Annotated in this window: 11 protein-coding genes and 2 rRNA genes; 10 read left to right on the top strand and 3 right to left on the bottom strand. The window is 62.5% G+C overall.

The window, feature by feature from the left end; translation table 11 throughout:
* The 9 genes from NOM67_RS19810 to NOM67_RS19770 all read left to right on the top strand — a co-directional run.
* A 23S ribosomal RNA gene (locus tag NOM67_RS19810) occupies window positions 1-126 on the top strand; the annotation flags it as partial.
* Window positions 127-209: 83 nt separating this feature from the next.
* A 5S ribosomal RNA gene (gene rrf / locus NOM67_RS19805) occupies window positions 210-324 on the top strand.
* 183 nt (window positions 325-507) lie between these two features.
* Window positions 508-1,014 (top strand): NUDIX domain-containing protein, encoded by a 507-nt coding sequence (locus tag NOM67_RS19800; protein WP_156854873.1) that lies wholly within the window; start codon window positions 508-510, stop codon window positions 1,012-1,014.
* A 132-nt stretch (window positions 1,015-1,146) separates the two neighbouring features.
* Window positions 1,147-3,309 carry an AsmA family protein gene (locus tag NOM67_RS19795; RefSeq protein ID WP_255939576.1) on the top strand — a complete coding sequence of 721 codons (2,163 nt, stop codon included), beginning with the start codon at window positions 1,147-1,149 and terminating at the stop codon, window positions 3,307-3,309.
* A gap of 151 nt (window positions 3,310-3,460) precedes the next feature.
* Complete coding sequence (locus NOM67_RS19790) at window positions 3,461-4,843, top strand: DUF3404 domain-containing protein (RefSeq protein WP_255939574.1); 1,383 nt, start codon at window positions 3,461-3,463, stop codon at window positions 4,841-4,843.
* Window positions 4,840-5,487, top strand: coding sequence for a response regulator transcription factor (locus tag NOM67_RS19785; RefSeq protein WP_255939572.1), 648 nt, complete (start codon window positions 4,840-4,842; stop codon window positions 5,485-5,487). Before NOM67_RS19790 ends, NOM67_RS19785 begins: the two co-directional genes overlap by 4 nt.
* Window positions 5,488-5,567: 80 nt before the next feature.
* The gene (locus NOM67_RS19780) at window positions 5,568-6,332 is read left to right on the top strand and encodes a DUF2861 family protein (protein WP_255939570.1); all 765 of its coding nucleotides are present in this window, start codon (window positions 5,568-5,570) and stop codon (window positions 6,330-6,332) included.
* Window positions 6,333-6,569: 237 nt separating this feature from the next.
* A complete protein-coding gene (locus tag NOM67_RS19775) occupies window positions 6,570-8,771 on the top strand; it encodes a glycoside hydrolase (protein WP_255939568.1) in 2,202 nt (733 codons plus the stop codon).
* 95 nt (window positions 8,772-8,866) lie between these two features.
* Complete coding sequence (locus NOM67_RS19770) at window positions 8,867-9,397, top strand: GNAT family N-acetyltransferase (protein WP_255939566.1); 531 nt, start codon at window positions 8,867-8,869, stop codon at window positions 9,395-9,397.
* 88 nt (window positions 9,398-9,485) lie between these two features.
* Here NOM67_RS19770 and glnE read toward each other — a convergent pair whose 3' ends face one another.
* The 3 genes from glnE to NOM67_RS19755 all read right to left on the bottom strand — a co-directional run bounded on the left by glnE (window position 9,486) and on the right by NOM67_RS19755 (window position 14,266).
* Window positions 9,486-12,359 (bottom strand): bifunctional [glutamate--ammonia ligase]-adenylyl-L-tyrosine phosphorylase/[glutamate--ammonia-ligase] adenylyltransferase, encoded by a 2,874-nt coding sequence (gene glnE, locus NOM67_RS19765; protein WP_255939564.1) that lies wholly within the window; start codon window positions 12,357-12,359, stop codon window positions 9,486-9,488.
* Window positions 12,360-12,489: 130 nt separating this feature from the next.
* Window positions 12,490-12,936: a GNAT family N-acetyltransferase gene (locus NOM67_RS19760; RefSeq protein ID WP_103422714.1), complete on the bottom strand. Its 447-nt coding sequence runs from the start codon at window positions 12,934-12,936 to the stop codon at window positions 12,490-12,492.
* 79 nt (window positions 12,937-13,015) lie between these two features.
* Window positions 13,016-14,266 carry a methyl-accepting chemotaxis protein gene (locus NOM67_RS19755; protein WP_255939558.1) on the bottom strand — a complete coding sequence of 417 codons (1,251 nt, stop codon included), beginning with the start codon at window positions 14,264-14,266 and terminating at the stop codon, window positions 13,016-13,018.
* Window positions 14,267-14,298: 32 nt separating this feature from the next.
* Here NOM67_RS19755 and NOM67_RS19750 point away from each other — a divergent pair, with 32 nt between their 5' ends.
* The gene (locus NOM67_RS19750) at window positions 14,299-15,117 is read left to right on the top strand and encodes a potassium channel family protein (RefSeq protein WP_043849864.1); all 819 of its coding nucleotides are present in this window, start codon (window positions 14,299-14,301) and stop codon (window positions 15,115-15,117) included.
* Window positions 15,118-15,185 lie beyond the last annotated feature (68 nt).

Below are 15,185 nucleotides of genomic sequence, written 5' to 3'. Positions count from 1 at the left end.
TGAGTCATCCCTGACCCCTTGAGGGTCCTAAAGGGCCGTTGGAGACCACAACGTTGATAGGTGGGGTGTGTAAGCGCAGTGATGTGTTGAGCTAACCCATACTAATTACCCGTGAGGCTTAACCATACAACACCCAAGAAGTGTTCTAAGGCTTGTAGCAAATACGAAGCGAATTACTTACGTCAGCTTTCTCAGATTGAAGATTTTTGCCTGGCGGCAATAGCGCCGTGGAACCACCTGATCCCATGCCGAACTCAGAAGTGAAACGCGGTAGCGCCGATGGTAGTGTGGCATTCGCCATGCGAGAGTAGGACACTGCCAGGCACCCAATACAAGAAACCCCGCTCATCGAGCGGGGTTTTTTATTGCCTGAAAATCCGCAAATCGCCTGATAATTGCCCCGTTTTATTCCTCTTCCTTTGAATTCCTCGTCTTCCCCGTCTGTTTTACTCATAAAAAACGGTCGCAACAGCTTAAAATGGCGCTTTATTTCGTCGGAGATAGCCCATGTTTTGTCCAAAATGCGGCGGTCAAACCCTGCAGAGCGTCAGCCCCAAAGAGTTTCGCTGTGGCTGCGGTTTTCATTTTTTCCAGAATGTGGCGACGGCTGTGATGGTGGCGCTTTGCTGGCAGGACGAGGTGCTGGTTGCGGTGCGTGCCCGCAATCCGGGCAAGGGGTTGCTGGATCTGCCAGGCGGATTTGTCGATCCCGGCGAGTCGCTGGAGGGGGCGCTGGTGCGCGAGTTGCAGGAGGAGCTGGGACTCGATGTCAGCGCCCAACCTTTTACCTATCTCGGTTCATTCCCCAATATCTATCCCTACGATGGCATCACCTATCACACCTGTGACACCTTCTTTGCCATCAGGCTGAGTGAAAAACCGGTCATCCAGCCGGCTGACGATGTGGCCGCCTGTCAGTGGCTGAAGATCAGCGATATCCCCTTGCCCAGTTTTGCTTTCGAGTCTACGCGCACAGCTATGGCGCGGTTGCAGCAATCCCCTTTGCAAGCCTGATCCCTGCTGATGACGATGGGGATTGGCAGCGACCATCCCTGTCTCATCCTTGTCCGCTTTTGTCCCGTAGACGCCATTCGTCAGACTGTGAGTGGTATAGTCTGCAGTGGATCCGGATTCAAGGAGCATATCGTGAAGAAGATAGTTCTCATCTTGCTCGGCATCGCCGTGGCGGCCTTGCTGGCCATAGTGACGCTGATAAGCCTTATCGACCCCAATCAATTCAAGCCCCAACTGGCTGAACAGGTGCGCAAGAGCACGGGCCGGGAGCTGGTGATGGCAGGGGAGATTGACTGGCGTTTCTGGCCGAGTCTTGGCCTCTCGCTGGAGAAGGTGGCTCTGCGCAATCCGGCCGGTTTTGCCGAGCCTGATCTGGTTCGTTTCGAACAGGGCGAGGCCTCGGTGGCCCTGTTGCCGCTGCTCTCCCATCGTCTGGAGATTGGCAAGGTGACCCTGAGTGGCGCCCATCTCTTTATCCAGACCAAGGCGGATGGCAGCTCCAATCTGAGCGGACTGATCAAAGATGCCACTGCTGATGCAAGCGAACCGGTCGTCCCCGCAACCCCTGCGCCAACCGCTGATAGCAAGCCCTGGCAGATCAGCTTGCAGGGTGTCGCGCTCTCCCAGGCCAGTGCGCTGGTACAGGATGATCGCCGCGGTACCTCGCTGCGACTGGATCGCCTCGATCTCGATATGGGGCAGCTGGCTACCGGTGAGTGGGTACCCGTGACGCTGGCCGCCAAGGGGAGTGCCGACAAGCTCGCTTTCGACGTTAAAGGGCAGACCCAGATCAAGCTGGCGCAGGAGGTGATGGCGAGTGAACTGAAAGACTTGAGCCTCAGCGGCAGCCTGAGTAACCCGTCCCTGCGACTCGACAGTTTCTCCATCAAGGGAGACCGATTGGCCCTTGGTGAGTGGAGCAACCTCACGTTGGCGCTGAAGGGTGCCAAGGTAGAGGGGCAGCAAGCTTCACTGGCTGGCTCGCTGGAAGGAACGCTCAAGGGACGGCTCGATAAAGAGATGAAGCTGGCCGAGCTCTCCGATGTGCTGCTGACGGCAGCGCTGGAAGGTGACGCGCTGCCACGCCCGCAGATGAAGCTGAAACTGACCGGGTTTGCCCGTGCCGAGCTCGACAAGCAGTTGATTACCCTGAGCAAGCTGGTGATGAGTGCTGATGAGGCGCTGCTGAGTGGTGATGGAACCGTGCAGCTTGGCGCTGTTCCCGCAATCAGCTTCGATCTCAAGGGGGAGAAGCTGGATATCGACAAATGGCTCGCCAATTCGACACCGGCCACTCCAACACAGGCGAAAGAGGACAAACCGGCGGCCGGTGTTGCCAACACCGCTGCAAGTGGCAATAAAGCGGTAACCGGCAAGAGCGAAGCCCTCTCCGCGGTCGAACCGGATCTGAGCGCTCTCAAAGGGGTGGATCTGGATGGTCGGCTGCAACTCGGCAGCCTGCGTCTGAAAGGGCTGGATCTCGGAGCTGTCGATCTTCAGGTGGCTCTGGCCAAAGGGTTGCTGGCGCTCAAGCAGTTCAGCGCGACCGTGGCTGGCGGTCAGGTAAACGCGAACGGGGAACTCGACGCGCGCCAGCAGCCCGCCACCTACAAGGTGCACAAACAGGTGGCCGGAGTGAACATTCGTCCCTTGCTGCAGACTCTGGCCCAGAGTGATCTGCTGGAGGGCAAGGGCGATCTCTATGTGCAGGTGCAGGGCCGTGGTCTCTCCGCGCTGGCGTTGCGCAACGGGATGCAGGGCAAGGTTACCTTGAAGCTGAGCGACGGTGCCCTGCACGGCATCAACTTGCCTGAGATGATCCGCGAGGCACGGGCTACCCTCAGCGGCAAGGGGGCCGAGCAGGTGAAGGAGGCGCGCAAGACCGACTTCAGCGCCCTGACCGCCAGCTTCCAGATTGCCGATGGCATCGCCCGCAGCAACGACATCCAGCTCTTTGCCCCGGCCCTGCGGGTCAAGGGCGAGGGGCAGACGGCGCTGGTGCCGGAGAGCCTCGACTTCCTGTTCCTTACCTCCATCGTCGAGAGCAGCAAGGGGCAGGGGGGCAAGGATGTGGACGAGCTCAAAGAGATCACCATTCCGGTGCGGATCGGCGGCCACTGGCAAGCCCCCAGCTACCAGCTCGACGTGAAGGCACTGCTCAGCAACAACAAGTTGCTGGAGGATAAGGCGCGCAAGGAGGCCGAGCGCGGCCTCAAGAAGCTGCTGGGTGACAAGGCCGACAACGATACCGTCAAAGGGGTGGCTGACCAGCTGCTCAAGGGACTGTTCAAATAGGTGACGGTTCATATGGGCATGGGCTGGCGGGAGCCGCGCCAATGCCGTTAGCGGTTGACCGGATGTCAGCGCCATTGAAAAATGGCGCTGATATTTTTTATGGCGCAGTGATCTGCTGCGCCTTGATCCGGAGTCATCTCGAGTTGAACCCATGCGCCTGATCCTGCTGCTCTGCTCCCTGACCTGCTACGGCATGACTTCTCCCGTGCTGGCCGGGCCGTTGGCTGATCGCCTGGCGGGCGAGCTGGCCAGGCAGGTTCCCGAACAGGCGCTGCCTCTTGACGAGGTGCAGCGGCTCGATCGTCGCCTGATCGCCCCCGACTCCCTTCATCCTGCCTGGCAGCGTTACCCGCTGCGTCAGTTGCAGGCCATCTATCGCTATCAGCAGGAGTGTGGGACAGAGAATGACTTGCCCGCCGAGTGGCTGCCACTGCTGCGAGCGCTTTGCGGCCAAGGGACTGCGCCCTCGACCCGCTGGTTTGCCGCTCACCCCATCTATCCGCTGGGCGGTTCCAGCACGGCTCGTTGGCTGGCAGGTCATCCGGCGGCCGGGCTCGATGCTCTGCTCCATGTGCGGGAGCGGCGTGATCAGCTGGGGCTGCTTGGCGAGCTCGGCGATGACAACCTCGACGCCCTGCTGCGGGGCGAGCGTTGGTTGCTGCAATCGGGTCAGCTCTGGCTGCTCGCAGATCAGCAGTGGCGCCGCTATGGCGCCGGGCAGTGGCAGCCGCTGGCCGAGCGGCTTGATGTGACGCTGGATAGCCGTATCGATGGCCCCTGTGAAGAGCGAGTCGGAGCGATCTGTTTCAATACTCGCCCCACGCTTGGCTGGCAGTGGCTGGCGCTGGCCAGTACGTTTGGCTTTATCCTGTTGCTGGGGTGGGCCAGCTGGCAGCGCTGGCGCCTGCTGCGGGAGCGGCGCGTCGCGTTGCAGATGCTGACCCACGAGCTGCGCACTCCCATCATGGCGCTCTCCGGCATCAGCGAGGAGCTGCGCCACGATTTCGACCGGCTGCCCGCTTCCGCCCAGCAGAGCGTGGGCCAGCTGCTGGGCAGTGTCGCCCGCCTGCATCAGTTGGCGCAGGCCAGTCGCCACTATCTGGCGGCAGAGACTCTCGAAGATGAGCGGGTGGCGGTCAGTCTCACCGAGTGGCTCACCCTGGCTTGCGAGCGGCATGATGCCACCTTCTGCCTTGAGCGGGAGATGACTCTGGCGCTCCCTTTCTACTGGCTCGACCTTGCCCTCGACAACCTGCTGCGCAACGCCAGCCAGCATGGCCGCGCGCCGGTTCGGATCTGTGCCAGCTGGCAGGCGGGGCGTTTGATCCTCGCGGTCAGCGATGGCGGCGAGCTGCCAAATTACCGACTCGCCACCCTGCTGCACCGCGGTGCCCGTGCCGATGGTTTGGGGCTGGGGCTTGCCATCGTGCGCCATCTGCTGCGCCGTCTTGGCGGGCGCCTCGCCCTATCCGGCCCGCCCACTACTTTTACCCTGACGCTGCCCTGCCAACTCTGGAGCGACCCCGAATCATGAAAACCATCCTGCTTGTCGAAGACGAGGCGCTGCTGGCGGAGAACCTGCAACGCTATCTGATCCGCGAAGGGTATCGCTGCCTCTGGTGCGACACCCTGGCTGCGGCGGAGCAGCAGTGGCTGGTGGCGGATCTGGTGCTGCTGGATCGCACCATGCCGGAGGGGGATGCCCTGGACTGGCTGCCCCAGTGGCTGGCGCGCAAGGCGCTGCCGGTGATCGTGCTCACCGCAAGGGTGGAGGTGAGTGATCGGGTGGCCGGGCTCGATGCGGGGGCGCGCGACTATCTGACCAAACCCTTCTCCCACGACGAGCTGCTGGCGCGGATCCGGGCTCAGCTGCGCCAGCTGGGGGATGGCACTCAGGCGGTGGGCGGCTTGCAGCTTCATCCCGCCCGGATGCAGGCGAGCTGGCAGGATGCGGAGGTGAGTTTTACCCCCACCGAGTTTGCCCTGCTCACCCTGCTGGTTCGGATGGCGGGGCGGGTGCTGAGCCGGGAGGAGATCCTCAACCGGGTGTGGGGCTATCAGGCGTTTCCCTCCACCCGCACCGTCGATACCCATATTCTGCAGCTGCGCCAGAAGCTACCCGGACTGGCCATCGAGACGGTGCGCGGCATCGGCTACCGGCTGGAGGTGCCAGCGTGAAGCGTGCAACGCGGGCTGGGCTGCTGTTGGCTCTAAGCGGCGGCCTTCTGAGCCTGTGCCTTCTAAACGCAAGCTGTGTGATGGCAACCGAACGCCTCCAGGAAACCGAACGCGACGACCCGCTGCAACCGGCTACCTTGGCGCTGTTGCAGGATGATAACCGGCACGCCTGGCAATCTTTGCAGCAGGCATGGCCTGCCCTCAACAGCGATGCCGAGCGCCGCAGCTGGCAGGGGATGCTGGCTGCGCTGAGTACCCAGCACTGCGGCAAGGATTTCCCGCTCACTCTGCCTGATGGGGTGAGCGAGCTGCGCCTTGAGCTGATCCAGCGCGATGCGCCGCTGTTGCGGGACTATCGGGTGCAGTTGACCGGCGAGGGGCCCATCACCGCCGCGGAACTCATCGATTCCGCTGGCCGCAACCGGTTGGCAGGTGCCCAGTGGGAGGCGGAAGGGCGCAAGGGGGTCAGGGTCGTGGGGGCCGATCTGCCTACGCCTTTGCCAGCCGGACTCTATCAGCTGCGGCTGGCGGTGGCTGGCAAGGAGTGGCAGGTAGTGCTGCCGCTGCCTGCGGTGCAGGATCTGGACTGGCTCTCCCGCTCGCCGCAGAGGGTGGCCAATCCCCCCGCCAATCCCGCTTCGTGCACTCCGCTCTGGCTTGAGCAGACTGTGCTGGCCCGCCCGCAATATTCCCTGCTGTGGTGGAACCGTCTGCCTCTCGATGGCAAGGTGGGCTGGCCTGCCGCCACGCCCGACAGCTGGCGCACCCTCTCGCTGGTGCAGACCAGCCAGCGCGGTCAGCTGGTGTTGCAGCTAAGTCACAGTCAGGCGGGGCCGGTGGAGTGATGCCGGGGGATTGGGTCTCTGCTTCTGGCAAAGATTGTTTCGCTGGTGCAATGACTGTCACTTTTTGTTGATGTTATTTGCAACAATTGCCCGGTGGATGGTGGGGGCTATTAAACGGGACATGGCTGAGAGAAGCCTCCGCCGCCAATCTGTGCTTAATCCTGACATTGCCCTGACAATCTGAGCCTGCCGATCTGCTGCAATGGCGGCTCCCGTTTGTATCAGGAATCACCGACCATGACTTCTTTCCCCGTGCTGGCGAGCCGGATCCGCCCGCTGCTGCTGTTGATGCCGCTGCTCTCCCTGCCTGCCGAGGCGCTGACCCTGGCCAACGATCAGTGGCGTATCGAGCTGGATCCCGCCACCCTGGCGGCCGAGGCTGTGCTGCCATCAGGCCAGCACCTTGCCATCTCCTCTCCAGGCCCGCGTCAGCCGGTCACCGCCTTGCAGCAGGAGGGGGAGCGTGTAAGCTGGCTGACCCGTGCCGATGGCGAGGTGCGAGCCTCTGCCCGTCTCGAGGGCAACCGTCTGATCCTCACCCTGAGTCGTGCGAGTGCAGGCGAGTTGGTATGGCCACGGGTGCCGGCAGGGGCGCAGGCGCTGATGCTGCCGATCCACGAGGGTTTTCGCATCCCGGTTGATCATCCCGAGTGGCGCAAGGCGCTGGCGCAGGAGTATCAGGGGATCAACACCACCGAAAATCTTACCCTGCCGCTGGTCGGGCTGGATTACGGTGATCAGCAGCTGGCGATCCTCTTTGCCAACCCCTTCAACAACCGGATCACCTTTGCCCCGAAGAAAGATGGCATTGCCCTCACAGCGACCCATAGCGTCAATCGCCTCAATCTGGCTGACCCCTATGAGGTGGCAGTGACGCTGCAGCCGGGCAACGACTGGCTGGCGGCGGCCAAGGTCTATCGCAACTGGCTGCAGGAGCGGGGCGAGCTGGTCTCGCTCGAGAGCAAGCTTGCGGCGGTGCCGGATGGCAAGCGGCTGATCGGTGCCTCTCATCTCTACCTCTGGGGCGAGCGACTGCTGGTGCCACAGGATGTGAAGAGCTGGCCCGCACTGCGTCGCCTGATCCCCGCCGACTGGCTCAAGGGGGAGAGCAAAACGGCGCTGCAAGCGCCCGATCTCGAGCGCAACCGCTATCTGCAAAATCTGGTGCTGGCCGGACTTGAGCAGGCGCTCGTGCTACGCCATCCGGGTCAGCAACCGGCCGATTTCGCTGCCCGGCGCACGCAGGCTGCCACGCAACTGGGGGCTGCGCTCAACGAGCCACAGAGCTGGGGTGATGGCAGCTCGGCCAAGATGATCGCCGCTCTCAAGCAGTCTGGACTACCCAAACTCTGGCTGGGTCTGCCCCAGTGGACCGCCGGTTTTGCTGCGCCAGAGGGGATTGAACTTGCCAAAGCGGCGGGCTATCTCATCGCACCTTACGACTCTTACGATACCGCGTTGCCGGAGGGGAATAGCCAACAGAGCTGGCTCACCGCCCAGATGGGGCAGGATATCTACCTGCGCTGCGGCATCATGCAGGAGAACGGACGGCGCAAGAGCGGCTTTCAAAGCAGCGGTGTCTACACCAATCAGGCCTGTGTGCGCCCGGTGATGGAGCAGCGCGTGCCCTGGTTGCAGCAGGCGAGCCACTACAACAGCTGGTTCCTCGATGTGGCGGCGACCGGCATGGTGTTTGACGACTTCGACCCGGCCAAGCCGACCACTCAGGCGCAGGATGCGGACAACCGGATGGCCGGGATGGCGTGGATTGCCAGGAGTCAGGGTGTGCTGGTGGGCTCCGAGGAGGGCGGCGCGGTTGCCAACCGCACTGCGGCCTTTGCCCATGGCCCCCAGACCAGCGGCTTTGGCTGGCAGGATCCCGATATGCGCCGCAACAAGCGCTCTCCCTACTATCTGGGAGCCTGGTATCCCGACTATCAGCCCGCGTTCTTCTTTCGCCAGAGCCATCTAAAACCTGAGTATCAGGGGCTCTACTTCGATCCGGCGCTGCGGTTGCCGCTGTTCCAGAGCGTCTTTCACGACAGCATAGTGACCACCCACCACTGGACGATGGATAGCCTCAAATTCAGGGAGAGCCGTCAGGTGACCGAACTGTTGCAGCAGCTCTACAACGTGCCGCCGCTGCTCAACCTCAGTCTGGATAGTGCCAGCGTGCGCATTCCCTATCTCAAGGGGCTCGATGCCTTCTTCCGTCCGCTGCATGAGCGGCTCTACAACCAGCCGCTCACCGGTTTTCGCTGGCTCGATAAAAGAGGCGTGGTGCAGCAGAGCGAGTTTGCCGATGGCACTCGACTGATAGCCAACTTCGGCCCGGCCACCGAGCTGGCAGGGATAAAACTGGCCGCTCAAAGCGTGCTGGCGCTGCTGCCAGATGGCAGCCAGCAGCAGTTTGTCTCGCAACCGGATGGCGCCCGCTAATCGGGCGTTCTGGCTTTTATTTCATCAGAGGATGCTGTGGCAGAACTTTTCATGTATAGATGAACGTTCTGCAAAATATATGAGAGGCAGTTCTGATGATTGAGGGTGAAGTGATTAGAGAGGTAAACCATCCGGCGTGGCCGCTGGTCTGGCAGATCTATGGCGAGAGTTTTCCCCGCTACGAGCAGCGCCAGTCACAGCATCAGCCGCAGAAGATGCGGGATCCTCGCTATCACTGCCAAATCTTTTATCAGGACGGCCTGCTGCTCGGTTTCATCTTCTGGTGGGCGTGCGGTGAGCAGATCTATATCGAGCATCTGGCCATCAATCCGGCGCTGCGCGGCCGCAACTACGGCAGCCGCCTGCTGGCCGAATTTTGCGAGCGGGCAGGCAAAACCGTCATTCTCGAGATCGATCCTCCAGCGGATGAGATTGCCATTCGCCGTCTGCGCTTCTATCAGGGGCTGGGTTTTTGTCTCAACGATTATGCCCATCTCCACCCACCCTATCATCCTGACTATCAAGGTCATGCGCTGCGGGTGTTGAGCTATCCGGGGCTCCTTGAGGAAGAGGCCTATCAGCGTTTCAACAGCATGCTGGTGGAGACGGTGATGGATCACGGCTGAGCAGCCGCAGGAATGCTGTTTTACCGATAAGAGCGGGGCCCGCCTGAAGCAATTCAGGCGGGCCCTTTTTCATTGCCGCTGGCGGGAATTACTCCCCCAGCAGGGTTTGCCAGACGGCGAGGACATGGCTGCGCTCACTCTGCAGCTGATCGTCGCTCACCTTGCGGGAGATCTCCGAGAGGTTGAGGCGATGGCCGAGGTTGCGGATCTCCAGATAGGCCTGCTTCAGCCCCTCCGCCTGCTCCAGCGTCAGCACCCCCGCCATCACGCACTCGTCGAAGATGCGCACGTTATCGGACCAGCGGGTGAGGGCATCGGGCTCGCCGCAGGCGTGGGCCAGCACCAGATACTGGGCGATAAACTCGATATCCACCATGCCGCCGGGGGACTGCTTGAGATCGAACTCGCCGGCGCCGGCCTTGAGCAGGTGATCCCGCATCTTCTGGCGCATCTCGCGCACCTCGCGGGCCAGGGTCGGCAGCTCCCGCTCCCTGGCCAGCACATCGCGGCGGATGCGGGCAAACTCGGCAACGATGGCGTCATCGCCATAGATCGGGCGAGCCCGCACCAGCGCCTGATGTTCCCAGGTCCACGCCTCGTTTTGCTGGTACTGCTCGTAGGCCGACAGCGACGAGACCAGCAGGCCGGAGTCGCCGGAGGGGCGCAGCCGCATATCGATCTCGTAGAGAATGCCGGACGGGGTGCGGGTGCTGAACAGATGCAGGATCCGCTGGGCGAGGCGCAGGTAGAACTGGCGGCTGTCGATGGGCTTGCGCCCGTCGGTGTAGCTGTTGGGGTCGCCACCGTGCAGGAACACCAGGTCGAGATCCGAGCCGTAGCCTAGCTCGATACCGCCCAGCTTGCCGTAGGCCACCACCGCAAAGCCGCGCTGACCGCTCACTGCCACCTCGGGCGGTACCCCGTAGCGCTCGCTCATCTGGGCCCATGCCTGATTGACCACCTCCTCGGTGATCGCCTCCGCCAGCCAGGTGAGGTGGTCGCTCACCTTCATCAGCGGCAGGGCGCCGGCGATGTCGGCCGCCACGATGCGCAGCAGCTGCACCTGCTTGAACTGACGCAGCGCCTCCATCTGCTGCTCCACGTCCTCTTCGGGGATGCGCAGCAGGAACTGGCGCAGCTGGGGCTTGTACTGATCGAGCGGGGTGGGGTGGTAGAGGTGCTGGGGATCGAGCAGCTCATCCAGCAGGATGGGGTAGCGGGCCAGCTGTTCGCTCACCAGATGGCTGGCGTCGCACAGCCGCACCAGCTGGCGCAGGGCGCCCGGGTTTTCCGCCAGCAGCTGCAGATAGGCGCTGCGGGTGAAGATGCGGGTCAGCAGCTCACAGACCCGCTCGAACAGGCGGGCGGGTTGCTCGCTGGCCACCACCAGTCGCAGCAGCTCCGGCATCAGCCAGTCCAGCGCGATGCGCCCCTGCGGCCCCACCTGACGGCGTTTGTACTCCTCCTTGAAACGCAGTAGCGCGGCACAGAGCGGGGCAGGCTCGGCCACCCCCTGCGCGGTCAGCAGTTGCTCCAGCTCGGCGGCGTCAAGCTCGGTGCGCCAGAGATCGAGCCAGAGCTGCTCGAGGTGGGCGGGGGCCTCCTTCTCTTCCCCCACCACGGCGGCGAACTCCTGATGGACGGCCGCCATCTCCTCATCCAGATGAGCCATAAAGGCGCCCCAGTCGGCAAAACCCAGAGCGGCGATCAGCCGCTGGCGATCCCGCTCTTCGGTGGGCAGGGTTTGGGTCTGCTGATCGCCGATCTCCTGCAAGATGTTCTCGACCCGACGCAGAAAGCGATAGGCATCCAGCAAGCGATCGCAATGGGCGGATTCGAGGGCGCCACATTGGGCGATGGCGGCCAGCGCCTCCGGCAGGTGACGCACCCGCAGTGCCGGTTCACGACCGCCGCGAATAAGCTGCAGCGCCTGGGCGATAAACTCCACTTCACGGATGCCGCCAGCCCCCAGCTTGATGTTGCCCTCCAGCCCCTTGCGGCGCACCTCGGCAGCGATCATCGCCTTCATCTGGCGCAGGCCGTCGATAACGCCGAAGTCGATATAGCGGCGAAACACGAAGGGGCGCAGCATCTCGGCCAGTTCCACCGCGTGTTCGCACTGGGGGCCCAGTATCCGCGCCTTGACCATGGCGTAGCGCTCCCAGTTGCGGCCGTGGTGCTGGTAGTAATCTTCCATGGCGGCAAACGAGATGGCGAGCGGCCCCGCATCGCCAAAGGGGCGCAGCCGCATGTCGACCCGGAACACCTGACCATCCTGGGTGGGCTGGTGGAGGGCGTTGATGATGCGCTGACCGAGCTTGATAAAGAACTGCTGGTTGGCGAGCTCGCGTCGCCCGCCAACCGTGTAGCCGTTCTCGGGGAAGGTGAAGATAAGGTCGATATCCGAGGAGAAGTTGAGCTCGCCGCCACCGAGCTTGCCCATGCCGAGAATGAGCAGCGGCTGCGGGTTGCCGTTGCCGTCCATCGGAGTGCCCAGCTCGCCGCACTGTTTGGCGTAGAGCCAGTCGCGAGCTGAGCAGATGAGGGCATCTGCCAGCTTGGTGAGATGGATAAAGCTCTCTTCTACTGTCGCGTGGCCCAGTAGCTCGCGCCAGGCGATCACCAGCATGCGGCTGCGGCGGAACTGGCGCAGGATGCGCTTGAGCGCCTCTTCATCGCTTACCTCGGCGAGCAGGGCGGTCAGATCGCTCTGGTAGGCGGGCCAGCGCTCGACCCGCTCCAGATCCCCGGAGGTGAGCAGTTCGGTCAGCAACGCCGGCTGTTTGAAGAGAGAGTCGGCGACAAAATCGGAGAGGCCGAGCAGGGTCAGCAGGGTGTGGCGCACCGGCTCGGGCTGGTTGCCATAGTCAGGGGCCAGTTCAGTCAGCCGTTGCCACTGGCGCTGGGCCAGCTCCTGCAGCAGGGGGGAGAAGGCGGAGAAAGAGGGAGAGTGCTGGGCCACGGTTGCCGTCCTTGTGGTTAACAAAACTGCCGGATAAAAAGCTGGCTGCCAATCTAGCACTGTCAGGCCCCCGCGTCACAGCGCAGGGGCGAGAAGCATGATCCGGCGGGAATTATCGGCAGCCAGTCATTCAGGTGCGCTGGTAGATGGCGGGATCGTAGATCTCCATCAGGCTACCCGGGTTGGCCGGTGGGGCAAAGCCGAAACTGGCGTAGAGGCCGTGGGCATCGGAGGTGGCGAGGGAGAGGCGGCGCAGCCCCTGCAACTCGGGATGGTCGACAATGGCGGCCACCAGCGCCTTGCTGTAACCGCGGCCGCGATACTCTGGCAGCACAAACACGTCCGCCAGATAGCCGAAGGTGGCTTTGTCGGTGATGACCCGGGCGAAGGCAACCTGCTGACCATCGACATAGCCGCCAACGCAGAGGGAGTGGTTGATGGCCCGCACCACAGTGCTGTGGGGAATACCGCGACACCAATAGGCCTCTTCGGAGAGAAAACGGTGGATCAGCGGCAGATCGAGCCGCCCCTTGTCGTCACTGATCTCGATGGGTGAGTGCGTCGTGCTCTGCTGCATGTTGGCTCCTTGCCGTGGGTCAGAAATGAGAAAGGCCCCTCGCGGGGCCTTCCAGTCTAACCGGATTGGAGCGGGAAAGTCAGGCGAGCTTGAAGGACTGGATCTGGCCATCCAGCTCCTGGCTGTGCTGCTCCACCAGTACCGAGGCCTCCTGCAGTTCGCGCAGCACCACCACGGAGCCTTCGGCGATCTGCTTGACCTGCTCCAGATTGCCGCGCATCTCCTCGGCCACCGAGCTCTGCTGATCGGAAGCGGCGGCGATGTGGCGGTTCATGTCGGCCACGCCCTGTACCCGCTCCACTATGGTAGCGAGCTGATCGCCCGCCTGGGTCACCTGGGCAACCCCCTTGTCGGCCTGTTGCACGCTCTGGGCCATCAGCTCGCCAGCCTGACGGGCATTGCCCTGCAACTGCTCGATCATCTTCTGGATCTCGACGGTGGCGGCCTGGGCCCGGTTGGCCAGCTCGCGCACTTCGGAGGCCACTACGGCAAAGCCACGGCCCGCTTCACCGGCGCGGGCGGCCTCGATGGCGGCGTTGAGCGCCAGCAGATTGGTCTGCTCCGAGATGCCGCGAATGGTGTCGACCACCGAGCCAATCCGCTCGACCCCGTGCTCCACCTCGTTGACCACGTTGGCGGAGCGCTGGATGTTGCCGGAGAGGGTGTCGATGGTGTTGACGGTCTCGGCCACGCAACGGCTCCCCGCTTCGGCCAGCTGGCTGGTCTCGGCAGTCGCCTGGGAGGCCTGATCGGCGTGAGAAGCCACCTCGCGAATGGCGCCGACCATCTGGCTCATGGCGCTGGCCAGCTGCTCAATCTGGGCGAACTCTTCGCTGATCGCCTCGTTGGCCTCCTCCATGCAGAGGGTCACCTGGGAGGCGATGTCGTTGAGCTCCTTGCAGGCTGCGCGCTGGCTGCCAAACACCGCTTTCAGATTCTCCTGGGAGTGGGAGACCGCCTTGGCGATGTCACCGAACTCGTCGCGGGAGCGGAGCAACACCTTGTGGCTGAGGTCCCGCTTGGCGAAACGCTCCAGCAGATCGACCAGATAGTGCACCTGCTTGACCATCAGGCGGGAGCCGGTCATCAGCAGGATAACGAACAGCAGCCCCATGATGGTGGTCTCCATCAGGCCGCTCCAGAGCAGGCGGTCGGCAATGGCGTTGGCTTTCTCCGGATCCAGCCCCTCGGTGAGCAGGGTGGCCTCCAGATTGTTGGCATCAAACCAGAGTTTGGTCAGTAGCAAAATGGTACTGATCACCATCAGCAACACCACTTTCGGCACCAGCCGAATGTTGCTCATCCGCTTCTCCAGCAGGTTCAACTGCATCGTAAAATCTCCTTTGAAAATCGCTTTTTCCTTTGCCCTCAAGGCTATCGGCATTATCTTCTCTTTTATTAATTTGCACTGTGTTTAAAGTTGGAAAATGTATGCGGCATCACTTAACTCACTTGCGGGCGATGGATTTGTTGATGGCATTTCTGTCGATAGTCTCGGTGTTACTGGTAACAGCCCGCTGGTGGGGCCATCAGACACTGACCCCCCAGACCCTGCAGCTCTTCTATGACCTTGACAGCCTGATCTGCTACTTCTTCATCGCCCACTTTGCCTATGGCTGGCTCAGGGCGCCCGATCGCAAAGCATTCTTCAAGGCCAACTGGATCTATCTGCCGGGCAGTCTGCCGATGGTGGAGCAGCTGCGCTGGGCCCGTCTGCTCCAGCTGTGGCGGGTCTATCAGTTGTTCAAGGAGCACCCGGATCTCTGGGCCATGTTCCGCCGCGAGCGCAACGAGACCACCCTCTCCGGCATCCTGTTCCTCTTCTTCCTGCTGCTGGGGGTGGGCTCCGGCGTTATGTACTGGATTGAGTCGGGCCAGCCCGGCAGCCAGATTGAGACTCCCTACGATGCGTTCTGGTGGACTCTGGTGACCCTCTCCACCGTGGGCTATGGCGATCTGGTACCCAAAACCGAGGAGGGGCGCTTTGTCGCCAGCCTGCTGATCCTGTTCGGGGTTGGCCTGTTTGGTGCCATCAGCGGTTTCATGGCCAGCATCTTTTTGCAGCCGGCCAAGGAGAGCGAGACCGAGAAGTGGCGCCACCACTACAACAACCAGCAGGAGCAGCTGCTGCGCGAGTTGCGGGCGCTGCGCGACGAGGTGCGCGAGCTCAAGAAGAAGTAAGGTTGTCGCACGGGAGCGCAAGTTGCGAGCCAGCTCTCAGCTATCGCTTGTGGCAGAGCGGGGGAGGT

This window comes from Aeromonas sp. SG16 (assembly GCF_024436135.1).
Taxonomy (GTDB): domain Bacteria; phylum Pseudomonadota; class Gammaproteobacteria; order Enterobacterales; family Aeromonadaceae; genus Aeromonas; species Aeromonas jandaei.
This window is presented reverse-complemented; position numbering and strand designations above follow the sequence as displayed.